This window comes from Williamsia muralis, assembly GCF_051487485.1.
In the GTDB taxonomy this organism is placed as follows: Bacteria; Actinomycetota; Actinomycetes; order Mycobacteriales; family Mycobacteriaceae; genus Williamsia; species Williamsia muralis_B.
This window is the reverse complement of the sequence record NZ_JAHVCV010000005.1, coordinates 125,861-149,497: the sequence shown is the minus strand read 5'-3', so window position 1 is coordinate 149,497 and position 23,637 is coordinate 125,861. Positions and strand designations below refer to the sequence as shown.

At 64.8% G+C, this 23,637-nt stretch carries 23 protein-coding genes and 2 tRNA genes; 10 read left to right on the top strand and 15 right to left on the bottom strand.

Features of this window, described 5'->3' with window-relative positions:
- Window positions 1–142 precede the first annotated feature (142 nt).
- The 4 genes from KXR83_RS14975 (at window position 143) to KXR83_RS14960 (ending at window position 6,213) form a co-directional block, all read left to right on the top strand.
- Window positions 143–1,282: an acyl-CoA dehydrogenase family protein gene (locus tag KXR83_RS14975; RefSeq protein WP_437425493.1), complete on the top strand. Its 1,140-nt coding sequence runs from the start codon at window positions 143–145 to the stop codon at window positions 1,280–1,282.
- A gap of 28 nt (window positions 1,283–1,310) precedes the next feature.
- Window positions 1,311–1,994: a GntR family transcriptional regulator gene (locus KXR83_RS14970; RefSeq protein WP_437425492.1), complete on the top strand. Its 684-nt coding sequence runs from the start codon at window positions 1,311–1,313 to the stop codon at window positions 1,992–1,994.
- A gap of 85 nt (window positions 1,995–2,079) precedes the next feature.
- The gene (locus KXR83_RS14965) at window positions 2,080–4,908 is read left to right on the top strand and encodes a BTAD domain-containing putative transcriptional regulator (RefSeq protein ID WP_437425491.1); all 2,829 of its coding nucleotides are present in this window, start codon (window positions 2,080–2,082) and stop codon (window positions 4,906–4,908) included.
- Window positions 4,909–5,067: 159 nt separating this feature from the next.
- Window positions 5,068–6,213, top strand: coding sequence for an FAD-dependent oxidoreductase (locus KXR83_RS14960; RefSeq protein WP_437425490.1), 1,146 nt, complete (start codon window positions 5,068–5,070; stop codon window positions 6,211–6,213).
- A 23-nt stretch (window positions 6,214–6,236) separates the two neighbouring features.
- Here KXR83_RS14960 and KXR83_RS14955 read toward each other — a convergent pair whose 3' ends face one another.
- The gene (locus KXR83_RS14955; protein WP_437425489.1) at window positions 6,237–8,210 is read right to left on the bottom strand and encodes an AfsR/SARP family transcriptional regulator; all 1,974 of its coding nucleotides are present in this window, start codon (window positions 8,208–8,210) and stop codon (window positions 6,237–6,239) included.
- 131 nt (window positions 8,211–8,341) lie between these two features.
- Between KXR83_RS14955 and KXR83_RS14950 the strand changes: the two genes are divergently transcribed.
- The 3 genes from KXR83_RS14950 (at window position 8,342) to KXR83_RS14940 (ending at window position 9,786) form a co-directional block, all read left to right on the top strand.
- Entirely contained in the window at window positions 8,342–9,220 is an 879-nt protein-coding gene (locus KXR83_RS14950; protein WP_437425488.1) for an alpha/beta fold hydrolase, read from the top strand.
- Window positions 9,221–9,298: 78 nt separating this feature from the next.
- Window positions 9,299–9,511 carry a hypothetical protein gene (locus KXR83_RS14945; protein WP_437425487.1) on the top strand — a complete coding sequence of 71 codons (213 nt, stop codon included), beginning with the start codon at window positions 9,299–9,301 and terminating at the stop codon, window positions 9,509–9,511.
- Between the two features lie 65 nt (window positions 9,512–9,576).
- Window positions 9,577–9,786, top strand: coding sequence for a hypothetical protein (locus KXR83_RS14940; protein ID WP_437425486.1), 210 nt, complete (start codon window positions 9,577–9,579; stop codon window positions 9,784–9,786).
- A gap of 284 nt (window positions 9,787–10,070) precedes the next feature.
- Here the strand turns inward: KXR83_RS14940 and KXR83_RS14935 are convergent, their stop codons facing one another.
- The 3 genes from KXR83_RS14935 to KXR83_RS14925 form a co-directional block, all read right to left on the bottom strand.
- Window positions 10,071–10,205: a hypothetical protein gene (locus KXR83_RS14935; RefSeq protein WP_437425485.1), complete on the bottom strand. Its 135-nt coding sequence runs from the start codon at window positions 10,203–10,205 to the stop codon at window positions 10,071–10,073.
- A gap of 200 nt (window positions 10,206–10,405) precedes the next feature.
- Window positions 10,406–10,482, bottom strand: a tRNA-Ile gene (locus KXR83_RS14930).
- 151 nt (window positions 10,483–10,633) lie between these two features.
- Window positions 10,634–10,706, bottom strand: a tRNA-Asn gene (locus tag KXR83_RS14925).
- A gap of 186 nt (window positions 10,707–10,892) precedes the next feature.
- Between KXR83_RS14925 and KXR83_RS14920 the strand changes: the two genes are divergently transcribed.
- Complete coding sequence (locus tag KXR83_RS14920) at window positions 10,893–11,138, top strand: hypothetical protein (RefSeq protein WP_023953933.1); 246 nt, start codon at window positions 10,893–10,895, stop codon at window positions 11,136–11,138.
- Window positions 11,139–11,146: 8 nt separating this feature from the next.
- On the opposite strand, the gene dnaG is transcribed toward KXR83_RS14920, so the two are convergent.
- The 5 genes from dnaG to KXR83_RS14895 all read right to left on the bottom strand — a co-directional run bounded on the left by dnaG (window position 11,147) and on the right by KXR83_RS14895 (window position 17,059).
- A complete protein-coding gene (dnaG, locus tag KXR83_RS14915) occupies window positions 11,147–13,090 on the bottom strand; it encodes a DNA primase (RefSeq protein WP_437425484.1) in 1,944 nt (647 codons plus the stop codon).
- A 108-nt stretch (window positions 13,091–13,198) separates the two neighbouring features.
- Window positions 13,199–14,503: a deoxyguanosinetriphosphate triphosphohydrolase gene (locus KXR83_RS14910; protein WP_437425483.1), complete on the bottom strand. Its 1,305-nt coding sequence runs from the start codon at window positions 14,501–14,503 to the stop codon at window positions 13,199–13,201.
- Window positions 14,496–14,966 carry a cold-shock protein gene (locus KXR83_RS14905; RefSeq protein ID WP_437425482.1) on the bottom strand — a complete coding sequence of 157 codons (471 nt, stop codon included), beginning with the start codon at window positions 14,964–14,966 and terminating at the stop codon, window positions 14,496–14,498. The genes KXR83_RS14910 and KXR83_RS14905 overlap by 8 nt, the downstream gene beginning before the upstream one ends.
- 142 nt (window positions 14,967–15,108) lie before the next feature.
- Window positions 15,109–15,609, bottom strand: coding sequence for a hypothetical protein (locus tag KXR83_RS14900; protein WP_437425481.1), 501 nt, complete (start codon window positions 15,607–15,609; stop codon window positions 15,109–15,111).
- A 61-nt stretch (window positions 15,610–15,670) separates the two neighbouring features.
- Window positions 15,671–17,059: a glycine--tRNA ligase gene (locus KXR83_RS14895; RefSeq protein WP_062799713.1), complete on the bottom strand. Its 1,389-nt coding sequence runs from the start codon at window positions 17,057–17,059 to the stop codon at window positions 15,671–15,673.
- A gap of 216 nt (window positions 17,060–17,275) precedes the next feature.
- On the opposite strand from KXR83_RS14895, the gene KXR83_RS14890 reads away from it, so the two are divergent.
- Entirely contained in the window at window positions 17,276–17,626 is a 351-nt protein-coding gene (locus KXR83_RS14890; protein WP_437425845.1) for an ArsR/SmtB family transcription factor, read from the top strand.
- Window positions 17,623–18,036: a Fur family transcriptional regulator gene (locus KXR83_RS14885; RefSeq protein WP_437425480.1), complete on the top strand. Its 414-nt coding sequence runs from the start codon at window positions 17,623–17,625 to the stop codon at window positions 18,034–18,036. The genes KXR83_RS14890 and KXR83_RS14885 overlap by 4 nt, the downstream gene beginning before the upstream one ends.
- A 30-nt stretch (window positions 18,037–18,066) precedes the next feature.
- On the opposite strand, the gene KXR83_RS14880 is transcribed toward KXR83_RS14885, so the two are convergent.
- From KXR83_RS14880 to KXR83_RS14855, 6 genes are all read right to left on the bottom strand, one after another.
- Window positions 18,067–18,471 (bottom strand): hypothetical protein, encoded by a 405-nt coding sequence (locus KXR83_RS14880; protein WP_437425479.1) that lies wholly within the window; start codon window positions 18,469–18,471, stop codon window positions 18,067–18,069.
- On the bottom strand, window positions 18,464–19,237 hold the full coding sequence (locus KXR83_RS14875; protein WP_437425844.1) for an isoprenyl transferase: 774 nt from the start codon (window positions 19,235–19,237) through the stop codon (window positions 18,464–18,466). The genes KXR83_RS14880 and KXR83_RS14875 overlap by 8 nt, the downstream gene beginning before the upstream one ends.
- Window positions 19,238–19,268: 31 nt before the next feature.
- Window positions 19,269–20,096 carry a DNA repair protein RecO gene (recO, locus tag KXR83_RS14870; protein WP_437425478.1) on the bottom strand — a complete coding sequence of 276 codons (828 nt, stop codon included), beginning with the start codon at window positions 20,094–20,096 and terminating at the stop codon, window positions 19,269–19,271.
- A 76-nt stretch (window positions 20,097–20,172) separates the two neighbouring features.
- Window positions 20,173–21,216 carry a fused (3R)-hydroxyacyl-ACP dehydratase subunits HadA/HadB gene (locus KXR83_RS14865; RefSeq protein WP_437425477.1) on the bottom strand — a complete coding sequence of 348 codons (1,044 nt, stop codon included), beginning with the start codon at window positions 21,214–21,216 and terminating at the stop codon, window positions 20,173–20,175.
- A complete protein-coding gene (locus tag KXR83_RS14860) occupies window positions 21,213–22,103 on the bottom strand; it encodes a cyclopropane mycolic acid synthase family methyltransferase (RefSeq protein ID WP_437425476.1) in 891 nt (296 codons plus the stop codon). Before KXR83_RS14860 ends, KXR83_RS14865 begins: the two co-directional genes overlap by 4 nt.
- 199 nt (window positions 22,104–22,302) lie before the next feature.
- On the bottom strand, window positions 22,303–23,637 hold the full coding sequence (locus tag KXR83_RS14855) for a YhgE/Pip domain-containing protein (RefSeq protein ID WP_437425475.1): 1,335 nt from the start codon (window positions 23,635–23,637) through the stop codon (window positions 22,303–22,305).

The window sequence follows — 23,637 nt, the reverse complement described above, 5'->3', positions numbered from 1 at the left end:
GCCGACAATGTAGGCCCTGTGGCCCCTGACACAGCAACTCCGGAACATTCCGTCGAGACGGCATTTCCGGCTGAGCAATCAAATATATTTGATGTGATACCTTCGCGACAGCAGGCCACGAACTGATCTAGGAGCCACTTTCATGTCGATTCTCACCCCCGAGCAGGCCGACTTCGCCAAGTCGGTCGCCGATTTCTGTCAACGCGAAGCCGGGACCCGCGAGCAGCGCGACGCCCTCACCGCCGCCGGTGCCGAACTGCACTCGGAGGCGCTGTACAAGAAGATGGCCGACCTCGGCTGGGCAGGCATCCTCGTCCCCGAGGAGTTCGGTGGAGCCGGAGCCGGCAATGTCGAGATGTGCATCCTCCTCGAAGAGGCCATGCGCGGTAACGCCCCCATCGGCGGCATCGGCCCCACCTTGATCGCCGCAGGTGCTTACCAGAAGTTCGCCGGCGAGCAGCTCAAGAAGGAAGTTCTTGCCGATGTCGTTGCGGGCGAATCACTTTCCATCTCGATGTCGGAGCCGGAAGCCGGTTCGGATGTCGCCGCACTGACCTGCCGCGCCGAGAAGGTCGACGGCGGCTGGGTCATCAACGGGCAGAAGACGTGGTGCTCCAACGCGCACTTCGCCAAGAGCATCCTCCTCGTGGCACGCACCGACCGCACCGGCAAGAAGCACGAGGGGCTGACCTTCTTCCACATCCCTGCCGGCACCGAGGGCCTGGAGATCAAGGGCATCGACACGCTCGGCGGCCGGGAGGTCAACGACCTCTACTTCACCAACGTCCGGGTCCCCGACAGTGCAGTCGTCGGCGAGGTGGGTGGCGGCTGGACGCAGCTCATGAGCGGCCTGAACACCGAACGACTGATCCTGGCTGCCATGCAGCTCGGCGTCGCGGAAAGGTCGTTCGCCAACACTCTCGAGTTCGTCACCGAGCGCAAGCAGTTCGGCCGCCCGGTCGGCACATTCCAGTCGCTGCGTCATCGGCTGGCCGACCATGCAACCGAGATCGAGTGCACCAAACTGCTCGTCTACAGCGTGGCCCAGAAATCCGACGCCAACCCCCAGAAGATGCTGCCGCGTGAGGCATCGATGGCCAAGCTCAAGGCCACCGAGGTGTCGAAGGCGATGACCATCGACGGCATGCAGATGATGGGCGGTTACGGCTACGCGACGGAGTTCGATGCAGAGCGTCTGATGCGGGGTGCGATCATATCGACCGTGTATGGCGGAACCAACGAGATCCAGCGCGACATCATCGGCAAGACGTACGGTCTCTGACGTCTTGACGACCCCACCGCGAGCAACGATGCGCCGGCGACCTGGCCTCTCCGAGGAGGTCGCCGGTCATCTGCGTCACCTGATCATGTCCGGGACGATTCGGCCCGGCGAGTTCATCAGGATGGACGAGACCGCGGTGGAACTGGAGGTCAGCGTCACCCCCGTGCGAGAAGCCCTGCTGACGTTGCGGGGCGAAGGCATGGTCAACCTCGTTCCGCATCGGGGGTACGTGGTCGCCGACCTCACCCGCCAGGACGTGGCCGACATCTTCTGGCTACAGAGTGTGCTGGCCGTGGAACTGGCGGTGCGGACTGCTTCGACCATCACCTCTGCCGAACTCGACCGCCTCGCCGAATTGAACGAGGCCCTGCAGGACGCGTTGGCCGCCGGCCGAGTGTCCGAGATCGTGTCGGCCGAGTTCGAGTTCCATCGGGTGCACAACCGAATCGCCAACGGCGACAAGTTGGCATGGTTCCTGCTCAACGCCACCCGATACACCCCGCAGGAGCTCTACGCGAACGACCCACAGTGGGGGCAGGTCGCCTACGACAGTCATCTCAAGCTCATCGACGCGTACCGGCGTGGCGACCGCGACGAGGTCGTCGAACAGACTCGCCGGCAGTTCACCGACGGTGCCGAGCGGTTGATGCGCCACCTCGAGAGCATCGGGTTGTGGTCCGACGACGCGGATGACGCGGCTGCCCCGGGCTGAGCCGCGCGACAGGACCGTGGAGTTCGCCGGGTGATCTACCCGCTCGGGTGTCGAAGGTGCACCGATGTCTCTATCGTCGGTGTCTATGTCTGACATCTCGGTGCGAGTTCTCGGCGCACTCACCGTCATTCGCGACGGTGAACCGGTCACCCTGGGTGGTCCACTCCCCCGCGCCTTGCTGGCGAGATTGATCATGTCGAGCGGCCACATGGTCCCTGACTCCACGCTGATCCAAGATCTCTGGCGCGACAGTCCGCCCCGTTCGGCCCAGCTGACGCTCCAGACATACGTGGCAGCACTGCGCAAAGCCCTCGAACCCGAGCGCGGACGCGCAGCACCGGAGATCCTGGTGCGGCGGGGCACCGGGTATGCGCTGGTGGTCGACCCCGGCCAGGTCGACGCCGCCCGATTCGAGACGCTCGCCACCGCAGGCCGTGAACAGTTGGCCGCCGGGGACAGCGAATCCGCGCGGCGCACCATCTCCGAGGCACTCGAATTGTGGTGGGGCCCGGCGTATGCGGACGCGGCGAATTGGGACTTCGCCGCCATCGAGACGGTGCGGCTCGAACGTCTGCGGGCAGATGCCACCGAAGACCTCCTTGCCGCGCGATCTGATTGCGGCGAGTTCACCGCCGTCACAGCGCAGCTCGAGTCGATCATCGCGGCCGATCCCCTGCGTGAACGCGCCTGGGAGCTACTCGCCCTGGCCCACTATCGAGCCGGCAACCAGGGCGACGCCCTCCAGACACTGCGCGAGGCACGCAGCCGGATCGCCGAGGAACTGGGCGCCGATCCCCGGCACAGCCTCCTCGAACTGCAGGACGCCATCCTCCGACAGGACCCGGCCTTGATGCCACGCGAGCGACATGCGGCAACCATCGCCGCGCCCGGGCCAGTCGGTAATCCGGAACGTCCGACCGGCAACATCCCGTTGGCATTGACCTCCCTGGTCGGCAGGGAAGAACAGATCGAACAGATCAGCGACCTCTTGAACTCACAGCGAATGGTCACCCTCACCGGTCCTGGCGGAATGGGAAAGACCCGCGCCGCACTGGAAGTGGCTCGCGAACGCAAAGATGCCGATGGGCCCTGGCTGATCGAGCTCGCCGGGATCACCCGTCCCGGCGACACACTCGACACGGTCATCGCGACACTCGGACTGACCGTCTCCGGAGGCATCGGCGTACTCACCTCACTCCTGCACGACCGCAATTTCCTTCTTGTACTCGACAATTGCGAGCACCTGCTCGATGAGGTCGCCGCACTCGCCACCACGGTGCTGCAGACGTGTCCGAAGATCCAGATCCTGGCCACGAGTCGCGAAGCGATCGGCGTCGCGGGTGAGACCGTCTACGAGATGCCGCCGCTGGACGATTCGGCGGACCTCTTTCTCGAGCGGGCGGGCTCGGGCGCGGCCGATGCCGAACCGGCTGACATCGAACACCTCTGTGCCGCACTCGATCACATGCCTCTCGCCATCGAGCTCGCCGCCGGCCAGTCCTCGACCCTCTCCGTTCGCCAGATCATCGACATGCTCGACGACCGCTTCGATGTGTTGCGCGGCGGACCCCGTACCAACAAGCGGCACGCCACCATGCAGGCAGCCATCGACGGCTCGTACTTCTCCCTCACCGACAGTCAGCAGCAACTGTTCTGCGATCTGGCTGTGTTCAGTGGCGGATTCGACCTGGACGCGGCGAGACAGGTGACCCGGCACCGGCATCTGCTCACCGACCTCAACGCCCTGATCGACAAGTCGATGCTCAAGGCCGTCGGCGGAGATCCGCGGCGCTATCTCATGCTCGAGACTCTGCGCAGTTACGCCCTCGTGCAACAAGATTCGATTCGAGCGACGGAACTCGAACTGGCGCACACCGCGTGGGTGGTTGCGGTGGCCACCGACGCTTACCTGGGACTGCGCGGCCCGCAATGCCTGGCGTGGACGCGCAGGCTCGGTGCCGACATGGACAACATCCGCGCGTCGCTCTCTCGGGAGAGCACCTCGCTGGAGACGTACCTCGAAGTGGTCGGGAACGTGTACTGGTTCTGGTACCGCCGTGGGCACACCGATGAGGGCATGCGGATGCTCGCACCGGCTCTGACCGCTCCCACCGACATCCCGATCGCCACGAGGGTCCGAGCCATCGCCGGCCGGACCATCATGAGCTACCTGGCTGCCGACCTCCCGGCGTTGTTCGCGGCCCTCGGCACTCTCGGCGATGTGTTTGCATCGTTCGATGTGGAATCCCCGGACGCAGGCCAACAGGTTGCCCGCGGCGACGCAGCGGTCACCCTCGCCTTCTTCGAATCCGGCTCGGGGCTGGTGGATGCCGGCCGGAAGCATGCCGCCATCGCGCTCGAGATCGCGCGGCGATACAACTACCCCTGGACCGCAGCCGAAGCGTTGATGTCGCTGGGCACCGCGGATTTCCGTGCCGGCGATCACGCCGCCGCTGCAGCGCATTTCACCACCGCGCTGGAAACCGCCAACGGTTGCGGCTATGACTGGTGCGCTGCCTCGATCCTCTGGATCCATGCCAAAAGCGATATCGCACAGGAGAACTGGAACGGTCCCGCCGAACGAAAGCTCGGACAGATGCTTGCGTACTGCGAGCGGGCCGACGACCTCACCTCGGCGATGGTGGGCCTCTTCACACTCGCCTATGTGCTGTTCCGCCGCTCCGAGCCGGCTGCGGCCGCGCAGCTGATCGGGGCCGTGGATGATCTGACCGAACTCACCGGGTTCTCCCCCGAGCGGATGGATGTGGTGGAGCTCGCGGCGTTCGGGGCCACCATGCGCGACGAGATAGACCCGGATCTGTTCGCGGTGGAATCCGCTGTCGGACGGACCCTGGGTCTGGCCGGCGTCCGCGACCTCGTGTACCAGTGGGTCGGCGTACCCGACGTCAGGTGACGCGGTCTTCCTGGCCATTCTCCGCTCGAGTGGACAGGCCCCGCAGCCGGTTCCATACTGGTCAACCATGGTCTCCACCAGGAGGTTCAGCATCCAGCACGACCCTCGGCTACCCCTTCCGATCACCGGTCGACGCCTGCCTGGTTCGACCGGCGAGCCATGACGGCGCAGCGGGTAGACGTTGCCATCGTCGGCGCAGGACTGATGGGGGCATGCGCCGCGTGGCAGCTGACCGGGCGCGGTCTGTCGGTCGCGTTGATCGAAGCATTTGATCTCGGCCATGCCCATGGCAGTTCGCACGGACGTTCTCGGATTTTCCGCCGCGCGTATCCCGATCCCCTGTACGTCGCCATGACCGGATTGGCACTGGAGAAGTGGCAGGCACTGCAACAGGAATCCGGCAAGACCCTGATCACCGGCACCGGTGGCCTCGACCACGGACTCGAGCGCATGCCGGCGAACCTCGCCGAGCAGATGGCTCTGCACGGCGTCGAGCACGAGTTGCTCTCCCCCATCGAGGCGACCCGACGCTGGCCGGGCATGCGGTTCGACACCGATGTGATGTTCCACCCGTGTTCGGGTGTGATCGATGCCGAGAGCACTGTGTTCGCGGCCGCGTCGCTCGCAGCAGCCGCGGGCGCGCAGATCCTGCCCCGGACCCGAGTCGTCGACGCGAATCCGACACCGACGGGCGAGGTCACCCTGCGCACGGCAGACGGTGATCAGATCATCGCCGACGTGACGGTTCTCACCGCGGGCGCCTGGTTACCCGACTTCGCCGGCGCACTTCTCGAGTTCGGGCGGCCAGATGACAAGTTGTTGCCGCCCTTGACCATTCGTCAGCAACAGGTCTTCCACTTCCCGATGCGACCTGGTCACCCCACCCTTCCCACTTTTGTCCATATGGACGGCCGTCAGATGTACGGACTGGCCTCGGGCGAGGACGTTCCGGTGCCGGCGATGAAGGTGGCCCGATTCGACGACGGCGTCACCACCACTGCCGACAGTCGGGACGGCCGCATCACCGATGAGCAAAGACAGGACGTCGTCGACTACGTCAGTGAATGGCTGCCGGCCGTGCATCCCGAACCGATCGCCGAGTCGAGTTGCCTGTTCACGATGACCAGCGATGAAGACTTCATCCTCGACCGCAGTGGTCCCCTTGTGGTCGCTTCACCCTGTTCGGGACACGGGGCAAAGTTCGCGCCCCTGATCGGGAGCATGATCGCCGATCTGGTGACCGGCCAGGCACAGCCGGCACCTCGGTTCCGGATGGATCGAGGCGCCGGGATGACGCCCACCTGACCGCACGTCGGGTGCGCCTGTGATCAGCGTGCCAGCGCACCCACGAGTTCTTGTAGGTAGTTCGATACGGGTCCAAGAGTCAGCAATCCGCTTCCTGCTCCGGCAATCTCGCCTTCGGCCGGTAAGAGCGCCCGATGGGCGCGAGCCATCATCCCGCGGTCATTCACAGCGATGGCGGCCCGCGCGGTGAGACACCACAGCGCCTCCTGCAGATGGTCCGGCGGCGGATCGGCAAGCTGTCGAAGGGCTCCTGTCGCTTCGTCTCCGCGTTGCTGAGCGGCCAGCAGGAGCGGGCGCACCCAGGGTTCGTAGGGCCCCCAGTCCGTATCGCCTCGGTCTGCAGCCTGCGGCGGATGTGCCCGCTGCAAGCGCAACAACAGGAGTGCCAGAGAAAGCAGGCCTTGATGCAGTCCGGGCATACCCGCGTTCTCCGAACCGGAGGCTGCCGCGCGGTACGCCTCAGCGACGTCGTCGAACGGCGCGTCGGTCAACGCGAGCCGCAGCGCTCGGAACCACTGCGTGAAGACGGCCACCAGCGGTGATTCGTAGCCTTCGGCGAGCCGATCCGCCGCAGCGGCATGTTCATCGGCGCCCGTCAGATCACCGATGGCACAGCAACTCTGCATCGCGATCAGATGACCCAACACCTCGTAGGTGACGAGGTCGTGCCGGGCGGAGAGGGTGATCAGTTCCCTGGCGATGGCGGCGCGTCTACCGGCCAGACCCGCGCGCGAGAAGGACTGCATGAACGCTCCGTTGAGCGCGAAGGCCAACAGGCCCGGATCATCGACGCTACGTGCGATCTCTTCGGCTTCGCGGGCAGCGGCCGCCGCCCGCGAATCCGATGATCCCCTCGTCTCCAGAGCAATCGTTGCCAGCAATCTGGCGCGGATCGAAGCCCCGGGCCCGGAAGGCAACGTCGCCAGCGCCCGCTCGGCGGCAGCGACAACTGCTGCCGCGTTCTCCGGATCGTCCGATCGTGACCAGATCGCCGGGACGTCGTAGGCCCCGATCACCTTGGCCGTCAGACCAACATCACCCAGTTCCTCGGCAGCGGCAATCGTGGCGATGCGCTGTTGCTGCGCCACACGCAGCCCTTCGCCTCCGGTCGTGGCGAGACTGCGCAGCAGGTCGACGGTGGAACGCAGCCGAGCTCGCGAGCCGGCCGCCACAGCCCGGTCGTATGCCGCGGTGGTCTGCGACCACACTCCCTGCGCGCTCTGCCGGTTCGGCGAGGTGGACCCCAGGTTCGGCGATTGCCGCAAGATGTCGGTGTACAAGTCGGTGAGGGCGGGTCCCGGCTCGACGCCCAACTGATCGACCAACAGCCCACGAGCCCGCCGGAGAACGGTGAGCGCATCCCCCTGTCGGCCCGTCCGATACAACGCGAGGGCCAGCAACCGCCAGCCTTCCTCGCGCCAAGGATGTTCTGCGACATGGGAATCGAGATCGGGAATCGCCTCGGCGTCGAGCCCCAAGTCGAGGCGAGCCTTCGCCAGGAGTTCCACCGCGTGCAGGCGGACCTCCGTGAGCCAAGATCGTTCAGAGCGGCTCCAGTGCTCGTCGAGAAAGTCCGCGTAGGCAGGGCCACGCCAGAGTGCCAGCGCATCGAGCAATGTGGTCAGCGCGGCCTGCGGGCTGAGGTCTCGTACCGACTCGACGGCCTGGCCGAATCGCCATGCGTCCACGTCCGATGCGTGTGCACGCAGCGCATAACCGGGTCCCTCGGTCACGAGCAGTCGGGCCGGCGACCGTGGTGCCCGTTCGGGTTCGATCGCTCGCCGCAAGGCGCTGACGAATGTCCTCATCGCGCCGACGGCGTCCGGCGGCGGGTCCTCCCAGAGGTCGTCGATGAGCGTTGCCAGAGGCACGCTCCTACCCCGGGCGACGAGCAACCTGGCGAGTACGGCTCGATGGCGGGGTCCCTTGAGGGCGATCGTGTTGCCCTCGCCGTCGTGGGCTGCGACCGACCCCAAGACGCTGAACTCGATCGACACCTCACCATTGTCCCCGCCGAGTCGGCTCGGCGTGGCGAGGGGCTTCGCGGGTAGGGCTTCGGTGCTGACTGGATGCTCATCGGGACGCGGCACGGTGACGAGGCACATGCACGTTTGCCAGAGAGGCCCCCATGAAACCGTCCATTCCCGACTTCCGCTACCAGAAGATCCCCGTCGCCGACGGCGTTGCACTGAATGTCGCGACCGCAGGTACGGGCAGCCCGATCGTGCTGCTGCACGGATTCCCGCAGACCCACCTGATGTGGCGTCACGTTGCGGCGGATCTGGCTGCGGACCACACCGTGATCTGTCCCGATCTGAGGGGATACGGCGACAGCGACAAACCGTCCGACACCGATGCCTCCACATATTCCAAGCGGGCCATGGCCGCGGACATCGTGGCGGTCGCCGCGGCGCTCGGCCATGAGCGGTTCGCCCTGGTCGGGCACGACCGCGGCGCGTTGGTCGCGTTCCGGGCCGCCCTCGATCATCCGGGCGTCGTGTCCCATCTGGCGTCGCTCGATGTGCTTCCCACGCTCGACATGTGGGACGTCATGCACGGAACTTCCGCGGCAGTGGGCTTTCACCTCTACTTGATGGCACAACCGCCCGGCCTGGCCGAGACCATGATCGCGGCGAGCGCCGACGTCTTCTTCGGCTACTTTCTCGACATCTGGACGCGGGATCCACAAGCCATTCCCGCGGACGTGCGTGGTGAGTACCTCGCCGCAAGTGCGAACGCGGTGCCCTCGATCGTTGCCGACTATCGCGCCTCGGCCGGCATCGATGTTCAGCACGATCTCGAAGATCTGAACTCATCCAAGCGGTTGTCGATGCCGGTGACCGTCATTGCTCAAGACTGGGGCTCAGCTCTGGGATTCGATGCCGAGGCCTTGTGGCAGAAGTGGGCAATCGATGTGCAGCACCGCATCATCGACAGCGGGCATTTCATGGCGGAGGAATCACCGGACGAAATCTCCGCAGCAATTCGCGAACTCCTGTTGCGATAGTTCGCCAAGAGATCCGCGCACACGGCTGACAGTTCGATACACCCTGCATTACCGCGTGCGCGGATGTACTTTCATTCGGTGACTTCTGCGAACAAATCGCCCTTGGGCTCGTCAGCACGCTCCACCCTCGCGTGGTTCTGCGTCCTCGCCGGCGTACTGCTGACCGCTCTTGCGGTCTACGACCTCATCGACGGCGAGCGCAACCTCAGCTTGTGGATCGGGATCGTTTGCTGGCCGATCGTTGCGATCTCGGGCGCACTGCAGTTGGTTCGGATTCGTCGAGAAGGCTGAGTACGCGGGCTTTCTCGCAGCCGATTCCACCGTCGGAGGGCTGCCCCTTGGTCCATGATGGTGCGATGGACGACACCTCGAACCGCGCACCGGACGACCTGAACGACGACGAGCTCATCGCATTCATCCACGACCAGACAAAGCTTGTGCAAATGGAGTTCGATTCACTTCAGGCAGACGGTGATCGCGCATCGTACGACGACAGAATCGCTCAATTGGACAATGCAAACAAAATCGCCGAGCAGCGTGGACTCGAGGTTCCGCGGCGCGCTTGATCGGTCGGAGTTGGACTCCCGGTGAGTTGCGAAATTGATTCGCAATCGACCCATCCAGTCACATAGTTGAGTCGAACCACTGGTGCTGGGAGATCCCCCGACCCTTCCGGCACAAATGCCCCTTGGCTCACGCCAAGGGGCATTTCTGTGTTCGCGGTGTTGGTGGGCTGCTGGGGCACTACTCCAACTCCGCCGAACAGGGAAAGCTCATCAAGAATGTTACCCCCCGCGAGGGATAGCAAGACGGCCGGTGCTTAGCGACGCCAACTGCCCACGCGCATGGGTCAGACGCCGCCATCGGGAGCCACCGTCGTAGGTGGTGGTGGCGGGGCTGTGTCGTGATGGGTGTAATACCAGACGATTCCGATCGCGACGGCCGTTCCGGCCGCGAGACCGATACCTATTGCGGGTCCATACATTGGAGCTCCCAACCTGGGCGATTAATGCCGCCACAATATGGCGTCAGAGGCAATCTCGCGACACTTAGCTGGAGCAATATGAATGCGAAACGCCACCTCATTCCGGCTTGAGCCCAAACTCCGGGTCGGCTTACCGCTTGCGGCACTCACACACTCCCTTTCGGATCTTGTTTTGATCCGGGGTTCGAGTAAGCGCGTCATGGTGGGGCGGGCGGGGCTCGAACCCGCGACCAATGGATTATGAGTCCACGGCTCTAACCAACTGAGCTACCGCCCCGAGGCCGCGTCATCGACGCAGCGAACGTGCTGATGCTACCGAGCCGCGTCGATCACGTCGTACTCGACCCGCCGCGGGTCCCGCCGGCACGACCCTTGGATACAAAAGAGCCCAGGCGGTCCGGCGAAACCGGTCTACCTGGGCTTATCTGCTCCCCCAACTGGACTCGAACCAGTAACCGTCCGATTAACAGTCGGAAGCTCTGCCAATTGAGCTATGGGGGAATATCTGGCGCGAGCGCCGAACAATGACTTTAGCCTACAGGTGCGGGGACATGCCAAATCGCCTGCTCGCGGGGCGTCCGACCAGGCAAGTTCCGCGTGCGCCGACCACATCAGGCAGGATGGGGCGAGCAATCGCGAACACGGCGCCGTGTTCGCCCGTCACCCGCACTGGAGGCAAGACTTCCTATGGTTCGATTCCTCGCCGCTGTCAGCGTCGGCTACGTCCTCGGGGCGAAAGCCGGTCGCAAGCGCTACGAGCAGATCAATCGCGCCTACCGCACCGTCGCCGCGTCGCCCGCCACCAAGAAGGCTGTGGACGTGGGCAGGCAGAAGTTGTCGGAGAAGCTCAGCACCCAGCCCAAGCTCACTGAGTTGCGTGAGATCGACGACACCACCACCGTGTTGGGCCCCGACGAGGTCCGCAACAACTGACCAACCGGTCAGCCGGCGTCCTGGGTAGGCGCCACGGCCTGCTCGAGCAGGCTGCGCCGATAGGCCTCCAAGGCCACCAGATCGCCGAACAGCGCGTTGTAGGCATCGGGGTCGTCGCCGGGTGACATGCGACGTAGCTTCGACTTGAGGTCGGCGATCTGGGCACCGACCCACACTTCTTGCAGCCGGGCCAGCACGCTGCCGACGTACTTCGGAATCATGTACTCCGACACCGGCATCGACTCGACGGCGAGTTCGGTCACCAGCGACTCCAGCACAGCGCCTTCGAGGCACTGACTGACGCTGTCCACCCACTGCGCTCCCCCATGCGACGTCCCCGTGCCCCCGGCGGAGGCGATGGCTTCGCGGATGACCTGGTACGCGGGCTCGGTGAAGCATTCGGGGGGCAGGGAATCGAACACCGTCCCGGCGATGGCGGGATACTGCAGCGCCGCCTTGAGCGCCTCACGTTGCGCCCACAACCGTGGATCGGACGGACGTGGGCGAACCACGGTCGGCGTCTTCGAGTCGGCCTTCGGCCGATCTGCGTCCTGCACCGCATCAACCCGACGGTCTCGGTTCTTCGACGTGTCCGCGGCGCCGGAGCGGGCCGCTTTGGCCTGCTTGCCCGCTTCTTCGCGCACCCGCCGCAGCACCTGCGAGGTGTCGTCCCAGCCGACCCATCCGGCCAGTTGCCGCGCATACTCGTCCCGCAGCGCTACGTCGCGGATCCGTGCGACAACGGGCACCGCCTCCCGCAGAGCGTGAACCCGCCCCTCGGCCGTATCCAGGTCGTAGTTTCCCAGCAGAGTCTTCACCGCGAACTCGAACATCGGGATACGCCTGGCGATGAGATCCCGGACGGCGGCGTCGCCGTGTTCCTGGCGCAGCTCGCAGGGATCCATCCCGCCGGGCGCCACCGCGACAAACGTCTGACCGGCAATGCTCTGTTCACCCTCGAATGCCTTGAGCGCGGCGGCCTTCCCGGCCTCGTCACCGTCGAAGGTGTAGATCACCTCGCCGCGGAAGTAGCTGTCGTCCATCATCAATCGCCGCAGCAACGCGAGGTGGTCTTCGCCGAACGCGGTGCCACACGAGGCGATGGCCGTGGTGACGCCGGCCTGATGCATCGCCATCACGTCGGTGTAACCCTCGACCACAACAGCTTGGTGGCCCTTGGCAATCGACTTCTTGGCGTGGTCGAGACCGAACAGCACCTGAGATTTCTTGTACAACATGGTCTCTGGTGTGTTCATGTACTTGCCCATGTTGTCGTCGTCGAACAACTTGCGGGCACCGAAACCGATGACGTCGCCGCCGAGATTGCGAATCGGCCAGAGCAGTCGGCGATGGAACCGGTCGATGGGGCCGCGCTGTCCCTGCTTCGAGAGCCCCGCGGCCTCGAGTTCGGCGAACTCGAAACCCTGAGACAGCAGGGCTTTGGTCATCTTGTCCCAGCCGGCCGGCGCGTAGCCAAGACCGAACTTCAGCGCGACTGCGCCGTCGAACGACCGCTCGGTGAGGTAGTCGCGGGCGGTCTGGGCCTCAGGTGTCTTGAGTTGCTCCGCGTAGTACTTCTGGGCTGCCGCATTGGCCGCCACCAGTCGTGCTCTGGTTCCCCGATCACGGGCGACGCTGGTGCCGCCACCTTCGAAGCTGATCTGGTACCCAACCCGGTCGGCAAGCTGCTCGACAGCCTCGACGAAGCTGACGTGCTCCACCTTCTGCAGGAACGTGTAGACGTCGCCGCCTTCACCACATCCGAAGCAGTGGAAGTGACCGTGGTTGGGCCGAACATGGAACGACGGCGACTTCTCGTCGTGGAACGGGCACAGTCCCTTGAGTGAATCGGCGCCGGCCTTGCGCAGGGCGACATACTCACCGACAACTTCCTCGATGTGTGCCTTTTCGCGGATAGCGGTGATGTCGCGATCGGGAATTCGGCCTGCCACGACAGCAAGTCTAGGCCGCTGCGAGCGGTCGGTACCCGCCCCCCGAAAATGGTGGCTTTCGGCGAAGCCGACCTGCACAAACGCTCACCAGAACCCACCAAGATCGGGTTAGCCGAGGTGGGCTGACGCTCCGAGGTTCTGCTTGTCCATGCGCTCGAGACGCCCCTCGGTCATCGACGCGATCTGGTCGATGATCACCCGCATACGTTCTGCGTCGTCGGCTGCCTGATGCCACGCGGGAACCAACAACGGGTCCAGGCCACCGGGGGCGGCGTGCACCAGCCAGTTGGCGACCCGGTGGATCCGGTCACGCTGGCGGGCCTGATGGGCGCGATGGCGTGGATCGGAGAAGATGAACCGCAACGCCAGGGTCTTGAGCACCGCGACCTCGGCTGCCACGGCAGGCGGGATGACCAGATCCGCTTGATAGCGGCTGACACCGCGCTCCTGGGCCTCTCGACGGGTCATGCTGATCGCGGCGGACGCGAAACGGCCGACCAGTTCGCTGGTGAGCCGTTTGAGAGCGACCGAGCGAGCCAGTGTCCCGTCGTACTCCCCCACCTCGTTCACGATGTCCGTCCCCCACAGCCGGGCCGCCGCCTCGATCAGCACGTTCTCTTCGAGGCCGGGGAACTCACGTAGTCCGACTGCGGCCAGGTCGCGCTGATCGGTGGGGTTGCCGAGGCTCCGCAGGTCGATGCGGCCGGCCATCACTCCGTCCTCGACATCGTGCACCGAGTAGGCCACGTCATCCGACCAGTCCATCACCTGGCATTCGAGCGATTGCCGGGTATCGGTGCGGCCGTTGCGGATCCAGTCGAGCATCGCCGAATCGTCACCGTATGCGCCGAACTTCGCGCCGGGAGATGGCCGCGTCCAGGGATACTTCAACGTGGCATCAAGCGACGCCCTCGTGAGGTTGAGCCCTGCGCTGCGTCCTTCCGCGTCAAGGATTTTCGGTTCGAGCCGCGTCAGGATGCGAAGGTTCTGGGCGTTGCCCTCGAATCCGCCGTACTCACTGCTGACCTCGTCCAACGCACGTTCACCGTTGTGTCCGTACGGCGGGTGTCCGATGTCGTGCGCCAGGCCCGCGAGGTCCACCAGGTCGGGATCGCATCCCACCCCGATCGCGATCCCGCGGCCGATCTGGCCGACCTCGAGGGAATGGGTGAGCCGGGTACGGGGGGTGTCACCCTCGTGCGGACCGACGACCTGGGTCTTGTCGGCCAGCCGGCGCAGCGCAGCGCAGTGCAGAACCCGCGCCCGATCCCGGGCGAAGGCACTGCGATAGTCGTTGCGGGTGCCGGCGAGTCCGGCCACCTTCGAGCCTTCGGGGACCAGCCGCTCTACATCGGCCTCGTCGTACTCGGCACGTAGGACCGGCGGGGGCGTTCCCGCGGACGAGTCAGTCAAACACCCAGCCCCGGGCGATGGCGAAGTCGGTGACCCGCTGCCGGATCGCCAGGATCTGCGCGGCGGTCAGAGTGCTCGAAGCGTCGAGCAGGAGCTCGGTGATCTCCTCCGAGAAGGTGCCCGCATCCAGGGTGGCCGCATCGTTGTGACGCGGCTTGCGGCGGTCGTCGCGGCTGTCGTGCTTGCGGTCGGGGCGTCCGCTGTCGCGCCCGCCCTCTGAACGCCGCGGACGCTCCGGAGCGGATCCGGCTGGTGCCGCACCGGTCACCACCAGATTGATCGCTTTGGATCCCCGGTCGGTCTCTTCGATGTCGAACTCGACGGCCGCACCCGGTTTGAGCGAATGCTCGTCGATGTCGATGTCGTTGATGTGGAGGAACACATCCGAGCCACCGGCGTCGGGTGCCAAGAACCCAAATCCCTTGTTGGGATCAAAATGAACGATTTTCCCGCTTACAGACACAACTACCCACTCTCCTGCCGTCGATTTCGGCCGCGCCCCATGCGCGCCCAGACGGCTTGCTACAGAACCCGAGTATCCCAGATCAGACGGATTTCAGACAGTTCAGCCGCCGAATCCGTCCACGGCACGACCACACTGGTCGTCAGCGATTGTCTTTCTTCGCCTGCCGACGTTTGCCCGCAGCCTTCGACGATGCCGCAATCTTCTTGCGGCCAGGCGACTTCCGCGTCTTGTCAGCGCGGGTGGTGCCCTCGGAGATCACTGTGCCCTTGCCGTCGGCAGAGCCGCTGAACGAAGTGCCCTCGCCCTTCGCATTCGACAGACGTTCCTTCTTGAGCTCGGCAGCGCTGCGTTTCGCGACAACACCCAGCTGCCTGCTCACCCGCGCCAAAGCGGCCTCGAAGGCCTCCGCCTTGGCCGCATTGTGCTTGGTGGCCGGCCGGGCGGCACCGCGTCCGCCCTTCGCGCGTACGGATTGTGCGGCTGCCTGCCGGTAGTTCTTCACGTGTTTGTTGCGGGCCCGGCGGGTGCGCACGTGCAACGCGATCAGAGAATCCTCGTCCAAGTCGGTCAATTGCTTTCGCTTGGTTTGGCGAACCAAGCGGTACTCGTCCTCGGACAGAGACTTCAAGACCTTCTTCATGACCCGCTCCTGACTGATCGGCGACGCTGCCTACGGCGATCATAGGCAGCGTCGCCTGCGGTCAGCAGCCGATCAGGCGGACGGCCAGATACTCGACGACCTTGTCTAGGGCGACCCGCTCCTGGGTCATGGTGTCGCGCTCGCGCACTGTCACGGCGTTGTCCTCGAGGGTGTCGAAGTCGATGGTGACGCAGAACGGTGTGCCGATCTCGTCCTGGCGGCGGTACCGCTTGCCGATGCCCTGGGCGTCGTCGAAGTCGACATTCCAGTTCTGGCGCAATTCGGCGGCCAGGTCTTTCGCCTTGGGTGACAACTGCTCGTTGCGCGACAGCGGGAGCACGGCCACCTTCACCGGGGCCAGTCGCCGATCGAGCTTCAGAACCGTGCGGGTGTCGGTGCCACCCTTGGCATTCGGGACCTGCTCTTCGGTGTACGCGTCACAGAGGAAGGCCATCAGCGAGCGGGTCAGGCCGGCGGCCGGCTCGATCACGTACGGCACGTAGCGCTCACCGGATGCCTGATCGAAGAACGACAAATCCTCGCCCGAATGCTTGATGTGGGTTCCGAGGTCGAAGTCCGTGCGGTTGGCCACACCCTCGAGCTCGCCCCATTCGCCCCCGGCGAATCCGAAGCGGTACTCCACGTCCACCGTTCCCTTGGAGTAATGCGACAGCTTCTCTTTGGGGTGGTCGTACAGACGCAGGTTGTCCCGATCGATGCCGAGGTCGGTGTACCACTTGAGCCGGTAGTCGATCCAGTACTGATGCCAGGTCTCGTCCTCGCCGGGCTTGACGAAGAACTCCATCTCCATCTGCTCGAACTCACGGGTACGGAAGATGAAGTTTCCCGGCGTGATCTCGTTGCGGAAGCTCTTGCCGATCTGCCCGATGCCGAACGGCGGCTTCTTGCGCGTTGTCGTCATCACGTTCTTGAAGTTGATGAAGATGCCCTGCGCGGTTTCTGGCCGCAGGTAGTGGAGGCCGGCCTCGTCGTCGACCGGGCCGAGGTAGGTCTTCATCAGACCGGAGAACGCCCGGGGTTCGGTCCACGATCCGGGCTGGCCGGTTTCCGGGTCGTTGATGTCGGCCAGTCCGTTGGGCGGAAGGTGGCCGTGCTTGTTCTCGTAGGCCTCGATGAGATGGTCGGCGCGGTAGCGCTTGTGCGTGTGCAGCGACTCGACCAGTGGGTCGCTGAAGGTCTCCACGTGGCCGGAGGCTTCCCACACCTGGCGCGGCAGAATCACGGACGAATCGAGACCGACGACGTCATCGCGCGAGGTGACCATGTTCCGCCACCACTGCTTCTTGATGTTGTCCTTGAGCTCCACGCCGAGTGGGCCATAGTCCCAGGCCGACTTGGTGCCGCCGTAGATTTCTCCACACGGATACACCAGCCCCCGTCGTTTACAGAGGTTGACGACGGTTTCCACGAGATTGGTTTTGCCTGCCACGCGACTAGCCTAACGGTCGCGCGCGGGGCCTCTGTCCCCCGGCAGCGCGCGAGCGGGACACGGCCGCGGACGTCCTTGCCGAGCGCGCCCACGTTTGACATAGCGTCCAACGCATATGAAAATGGTTGTCAAGAGCTTTCGTTCGTTCGAACCCCGGGAGTATTCGTGACAACCCAACCCCTCAGCGGCCGTTCCGCCGGTACCGGCCAATCAGACATGGCCGCCTCGGGAACAGTGAGGCCATCCGGCGAGCACCGCGTCGACAAACAGATCCTCGACGCTGCCGGCGAATTACTCCGCGCGCTGTCGGCTCCTGTCCGGATCGCGATCGTCCTCGAACTGCTCTCCGGCGGACGATGCGTGCACGAACTCGTGGGCGCGTTGTCGGTCCCCCAGCCGCTGATCAGCCAGCATCTCCGGGTGCTCAAGTCGGCAGGCGTCGTCGAGGGCCGCCGTTCAGGCCGGGAAGTGCTGTACACGCTCGTCGACGACCACCTCGCACACATCGTCACCGATGCGATCGCACATGCGACCGAGGAGTCCACGAACGGTGAGGCCCGGCCATGAGCTCAGGCACCGAGCAACGTCCGGTCACCGGCGTCCGATCCACCAGGCAGCGCAGCGCAATCGCCGAATTGCTGTCGGGCAGCGAAGAATTCCGGTCCGCCCAGGACCTCCATGATCAGCTCAAGGCCTCCGGACAATCCATCGGACTGACAACGGTGTACCGCAACCTGCAGGCCTTGGCCGACGCCGGACAGGTCGACGTGCTGCGGACCGATTCGGGCGAATCGGTGTACCGGCATTGCTCGTCGGGCGATCACCATCACCACCTGGTCTGTCGCGAGTGCGGTACCACCGTGGAGGTGCAGGCCGACGTCGTCGAGCAGTGGGCCACCGAGGTCGCCGCCCAGCACGGGTTCGTCGACATCAGTCACACGGTCGAGGTGTTCGGCCGCTGCGGTTCCTGCTCCTGAACCGGCCCGTCGAAACAGCCGCAACACCGGTCATCCCCGGATGCGGGCACCCACCTCGGCCCCTACACCGAGCACCATCATCAGCATCGTGCGCAACGCTTCATCGGACAAGGTTCCAGCCGGAAACGTGTAGTGCAACAACACATCTGCGGTCACTTCGTGCACCGCGAGTTTGACGGTGCCGAAGTTGGACGATCCCGACGCCTGCTCAACGTCGGCTCGCAGTTGATCGGTCACCGGTAGGTCCCACGCGAGCACTTGAGTCAGGGACAGGACGTCGAGTCCGGGTGCGAGAGACAACGCACGCATCGAGACCACGGTGCCCTGGAAATACACGGTGAGCGAATTGTCCTCGCCCGGTTGCACCGAGACCTCCGATGCGAGCACCTCGGCGGTTCGCGCGATGAGTCCGGCTTCGCCCTGCGCCTCAGACACCGGAAGACCCCGGCACGCCACCGAAACGCCGGTCGCGGCTTGCGTATTCGACGCACGCGTCCCACAGATCCCGGCGATCAAAATCCGGGAACAGCTTGTGCTGATACACCATTTCGGCATAAGCCGATTGCCAGAGCAGGAAATTGGAGATGCGCTGTTCCCCCGAGGGACGCAGGAACAGATCCACGTCCGGCATGTCGGGTTCATCGAGATAGCGCGCGAAGGAGGCCTCGGTGATGCGTTCGGGGTCCAGCGTTCCCGCGGCTGCGCGACGGGCGATCTCGCGGGCGGCATCCGCGATCTCTGCCCGGCCGCCGTAGTTGACGCACATCGTCAAGGTCATGGTGGTGTTGTCCTTGGTCAGCTCCTCGGCGACCTCGAGCTCACGAATGACGCTGCGCCACAGCCGTGGTCGTCGTCCGGCCCAGCGAACTCGGACACCCATCTCGTGCATCTCGTCGCGCCGACGCCTGATGACGTCGCGGTTGAAGCCCATGAGAAATCGGACCTCGTCGGGACTGCGGCTCCAATTCTCGGTGGAGAACGCGTACGCGGACAGCCACCCCACACCCATCTCGATGCACCCGCAGACCGTGTCCATGAGCACCGCCTCGCCGCGCTTGTGGCCTTCGGTGCGCGGAAGCCCGCGGTCGGTGGCCCAGCGGCCGTTCCCGTCCATGACGAGGGCGACGTGTTTGGGGACGAACTCGGCCGGTATCGCGGGAGGCCGCGCGCCCGACGGGTGCGGGTCGGGCGGACGGATCACCCGTGATGTCGCCTCCGCTGCGGCTTGTGCCTCAGCTCGCCGCGCCGCGCTGCGTCGTCGCTGGATCACTGATGTCCTTTCTGGCAGGGGCGATGGGCACGCCGGCGGGGATGAGCCCCCGGTGTGGCGCCTCGCGTTCGATCAGCGGCAGGGTGCGCAGCTGGCGTTCGAGATGCCATTGCAGATGTGCCGCGGTCAAACCGCTGGCCTGCCGCCGAGCCGATTCGCTGATCTCGGTTGTGTGTTCCCACTGGCCACGGTAGAGCGCATCCATCAGGTCGAGTACCCCGGGTGAAGGCGTCGCCGAGCCGGGTGGGCGGCAGTGCACACAGACCGCGCCGCCGGCCGCCACGTGAAAGGCACGGTGAGGCCCGGGATCACCGCAGCGCGCACAGTTCTCCAGCGCCGGCATCCAGCCGGCGAAATCCATCGCACGCAACAGGAATGCGTCGAGCACGAGCTCCTTGGGCCGATCCGCCGCCGCGACCGCTCGCAGCGCGCCCACCGTCAACCTCTGGAGGCGGGCCGCCGGCGCTCGTTCCTCGCCGGCCAGACGCTCCGCGGTCTCCAAGATCGCACAGGCCGTGGTGTACCGGCCGTAGTCGGAGACGATGGCCGAGGCGAACGTGTCGAGACTGTAGACTTGGGTGACGATGTCGAGGTTGCGGCCCGGGTGGAGCAACACGTCGACGTGCGCAAACGGTTCGAGCCGGGCACCGAACTTCGAGCGGGTACGCCGCACCCCTTTGGCGACGGCACGGACCAGCCCGTGCTCCTTGGTGAGCAGCGTGATGATGCGGTCGGCCTCGCCCAGCTTGTGCTGGCGGACGACCACCGCCTCATCTCGATACAACCTCACCCGGACATTGTTCCACCGGGCACCGACCGGCGTCCGATCCGACATGCCTCACCAGGCACCCGATCGGGTCCGGCGATCACGCCAGCTGCACGATGGCCGTCGCCTTACCGAAGATGCGGCTTCCGCGAGCGGTGGCGTTGAGGACGATCGTGGCGGTCCGGTTCGACTCGTCGAGCTCTTTGATCTTTCCGGTGTAGGTCACTTCTGCCGGCGTGTTCGCCTCGACGAACACCGGCCGGGTGAAACGCACGCCGTACTCGATCACAGCCCCGGGGTCGCCCACCCACTCGGACAGGTAGCCGCCGCCGAAGGCCATGGTGAGCATCCCGTGTGCAACGACGTTGTCGAGGCCGGCGAGATCGACCACCTGCTCGCTCCAGTGGATCGGGTTCTCATCACCCGACACCCCCGCATAGTTCACCAAATCGCCGCGGGCGACCTGCACGGTGCGAGCCGAGATCTCGTCACCGACGGAAACATCGGCGAACCGCCGCTTGGGTTGCGGCGCAACGGAATCGGCAATTACCAGCGCGCCCGAGTTGTCCTCCACGAGATGCACGATAGACGAGCCGATCTCGCCGCCGGCCTCGGTGGCGGCGCGCATCAAAATACCCTCCACGGCCTGGGCGATGTTCTCGTCGACAACCCCGCCTGAGCGGGCGACCGCAGTGGTCCACCCGGTCTGGACAAGGGCGCCGGTTTGATCCGACATGTCGGTTCTCAGGACAAACGAGTCCTGGCCGTGCCCGGCCCGGAAGGCATCGAGAGTGATCCGGCAGGTGATGTCGTCGCCCGCACGCAACGGCCGATGCTGGCGAATGCGCTGTTCGGTCTGCAACACCTGGCTCAGGTCGTAGCCGGGCAGGAACTGATCGAAGACACACCGCTGCGATATGCCGCCGAGGATCGCGGTGAAGGTGATCGGCGCGACCAACCCCTCGTGCCCCAGAGCGCGCGCGACCCGCACGTCGTAGTGGGCGAGGTGGTGGTCCTGCACTGCCCTTGCGAACTCCCGGATCTTCTCCCGCCCGACCTCGTAGGTGTCGGACAGGCGGTAGGGCCGACCCAGGAGGGAGGTTGCCACGTCTGCGGTCGAAACCGCTTCCTGCTGCACGCTCATTGCTGCGCGGACTGAGACTGCTGCTTGGACAAACTGAACTGCATGACGTCGATATAGCCTTTCCGGAAATAGTCCACACATCCACTGAGGTATTTGACGTAGGTGTTGTACACCTCGGGTGAAGCAATGGCGATCGCCTGGTCTTTCTTCTCTTGCAGCGTTGCCGACCAGATCTCCAATGTCCGCGCGTAGTGCTGCTGCAGAGGATGGATTCGCTCGACAGCGAAGCCTGCGGCCTCGGCGCCGTCGACAACCCACTTGGGTTCGGGCAACTGGCCTCCGGGGAAGATCTCGTTCTGGATGAATTGAGCGAACTCCAGCACTTCCCTGTTGATCGGGAGGCCACGCGCGCGGATGTCGTGACGATTGTATTGCGTGATGGTGTGCAGCAACATTCGACCGTCCGAGGGAAGAATATTGCGACACTTGTCGAAGAATGCGTCATAACGCTCACGCCGGAAATGCTCGAACGCGCCGATGCTGACGATCCGGTCGACCGGCTGGTCGAAATCTTCCCAACCCTGCAGTCGCACTTCGGCACTGCGTCCGGTGTTGCCCCGCTGGTCGAGCAGCGATGCCACGCGGTCGTGCTGATTCTGGCTCAGCGTCAGGCCGATGACGTTGACGTCGTACTTGTCCAGTGCTCGCAGCATCGTCGAACCCCAGCCACAACCGACATCGAGCAGCGTCATGCCTGCCTGCAGATCGCATTTACCCAGCGCAAGATCGACCTTCGCACGCTGCGCTTCCTCGAGGGTCATGTCCTCGCGTTCGAAATACGCGCAGCTATATGTTCTCGACGGGTCGAGGAAGAGTTCGAAGAACTCGTCGGACAAGTCGTAATGAGCTTGCACGTCGTCATAGAAAGGGGTCAGGTCATTCGTCATCGCGGCATGGCCTTTCAGCGTTCGAACACGTGGAATTGCCGTGCCGCTGATTGGACACCGCGTCACCGGCATCAGCCGATGTCCTACCGCTGCGACGCATGCCCCGACTCATCGCCGCCGTCACGGATTGAACGTGTTATTCCCCACCAAGCGACGAATCAAACGTCATTTAATCGCCGATATTTGATACCACGCGTGTTCAGATGGCGGATTTCGACGAATCCGCGAGGTGCCGAGGGCCGAATCCCCCGGGTGCACGTAGCCATCCCTTGCGGTCGTACACCTGGGTCACCACGGCGCCCAGAACCAATCCGATGATCAGGCCCACGCCGGTCATCACCAGCGCCCGACCGAGCCCGGCAGAGAAGTTGACGTCGAAGTACAGGATCGCCCGGGTGCCCAGATACACCTGATGCATCGGCTCGAACCACGCGAGCCAATGGAATACCGAGGGGGTGGCCTCCAACGGCACGGTGCCACCCGAGGACGGCAGACCCAGCACCACGAACACCACCATGTTCACCAGCAGACCGAAGGATCCGAGGGCCGCGACCACCGACATACATGTCACCCCCACCGCCGTGATCACCAGAACCCCGAACATCCAGAGGGCGAAGGCATTGGAGAGGTCCATCCCGACCACTCGGCACACCAGTAGATACACCGAGGCGAGAACCAGCGCGATCACGAACATGATCCACCACTTGATCACCAGGGTCCCCCACCGCGAGATCTTCAGCGGAGCCATCAGTCGATACAGGGGTCCGACCTCCATCGGACCGAAGCCGAGCATGCCGTCGACGAGGGTCTGCACGATCACCGACCCCGTGAACCCGGCAAGCACCAGCAGCAACGCGAAATAGAACGCGGTCAGTCCGTTGCCGGCGTTGCCCGGCAGTGGATCAGCAGGGTCGATCCGGATGTCGATCGGGGCGGCCAACCCCAGCAGGGACGCGCCACTCACGGTCAATCCGGCCTGCTTGGCCTGGTCGACCACCCCGGCCGCGAGCTGCTTGCCGAACGTGGTGTTGGCCTCGGTGAGGGCAGTGTCCGCGTAGGCGGTGACTATCGAGGAAGCGAGTGCGCCGGCACCCGGATTGGTCCAGACCTGGATCGTCGGGCGATCGACTTGAGTGAAGCCCACAGCCGATCCGGCGAACTCGATGGAGGACGAGGTGAAGTTCCGCGGGATGACGATCGCCCCATACGCCTCGGCGTTGTCCAGACGGCGGAACGCCGTGTCCGAGTCGACCACCTCGAGATCGAATTTCTCTGTGTCCGAGCCTTTCTCGAGCCCGGACACGATCTGGGCGCCAAAATTCTGCTCAGGCCCCTCGCCGCCGTCCGGCGCGGGCAACCGACCCCCGTCGTCCTCGTTGACCAGGAGCACCGGGAACTTCTCGAGGTGCTTCTGCGGGTCCGCAACCGAACCCACGTACGTCGCGGCCAGCAAGGACATCAGCACCACCACCGCGCCGACGGGAATGAGCCAGAGCCACGGTGATCGGATTTTGCGCGCTACGTCCGGATCCAT

Excerpts from the sequence above, each read along its gene's own strand:
- KXR83_RS14855 (WP_437425475.1), bottom strand. The coding sequence starts at position 23,637 with ATGGATCCGGACGTAGCGCGCAAAATCCGATCACCGTGGCTCTGGCTC.
- KXR83_RS14935 (WP_437425485.1), bottom strand. The coding sequence starts at position 10,205 with ATGTATGGACCCGCAATAGGTATCGGTCTCGCGGCCGGAACGGCCGTC.
- KXR83_RS14885 (WP_437425480.1), top strand. The coding sequence starts at position 17,623 with ATGAGCTCAGGCACCGAGCAACGTCCGGTCACCGGCGTCCGATCCACC.
- KXR83_RS14970 (WP_437425492.1), top strand. The coding sequence starts at position 1,311 with ATGCGCCGGCGACCTGGCCTCTCCGAGGAGGTCGCCGGTCATCTGCGT.
- KXR83_RS14975 (WP_437425493.1), top strand. The coding sequence starts at position 143 with ATGTCGATTCTCACCCCCGAGCAGGCCGACTTCGCCAAGTCGGTCGCC.
- KXR83_RS14920 (WP_023953933.1), top strand. The coding sequence starts at position 10,893 with ATGGTTCGATTCCTCGCCGCTGTCAGCGTCGGCTACGTCCTCGGGGCG.
- KXR83_RS14860 (WP_437425476.1), bottom strand. The coding sequence starts at position 22,103 with ATGACGAATGACCTGACCCCTTTCTATGACGACGTGCAAGCTCATTAC.
- KXR83_RS14865 (WP_437425477.1), bottom strand. The coding sequence starts at position 21,216 with ATGAGCGTGCAGCAGGAAGCGGTTTCGACCGCAGACGTGGCAACCTCC.
- KXR83_RS14965 (WP_437425491.1), top strand. The coding sequence starts at position 2,080 with ATGTCTGACATCTCGGTGCGAGTTCTCGGCGCACTCACCGTCATTCGC.
- KXR83_RS14940 (WP_437425486.1), top strand. The coding sequence starts at position 9,577 with ATGGACGACACCTCGAACCGCGCACCGGACGACCTGAACGACGACGAG.
- KXR83_RS14890 (WP_437425845.1), top strand. The coding sequence starts at position 17,276 with ATGGCCGCCTCGGGAACAGTGAGGCCATCCGGCGAGCACCGCGTCGAC.
- KXR83_RS14900 (WP_437425481.1), bottom strand. The coding sequence starts at position 15,609 with ATGAAGAAGGTCTTGAAGTCTCTGTCCGAGGACGAGTACCGCTTGGTT.
- KXR83_RS14960 (WP_437425490.1), top strand. The coding sequence starts at position 5,068 with ATGACGGCGCAGCGGGTAGACGTTGCCATCGTCGGCGCAGGACTGATG.
- KXR83_RS14950 (WP_437425488.1), top strand. The coding sequence starts at position 8,342 with ATGAAACCGTCCATTCCCGACTTCCGCTACCAGAAGATCCCCGTCGCC.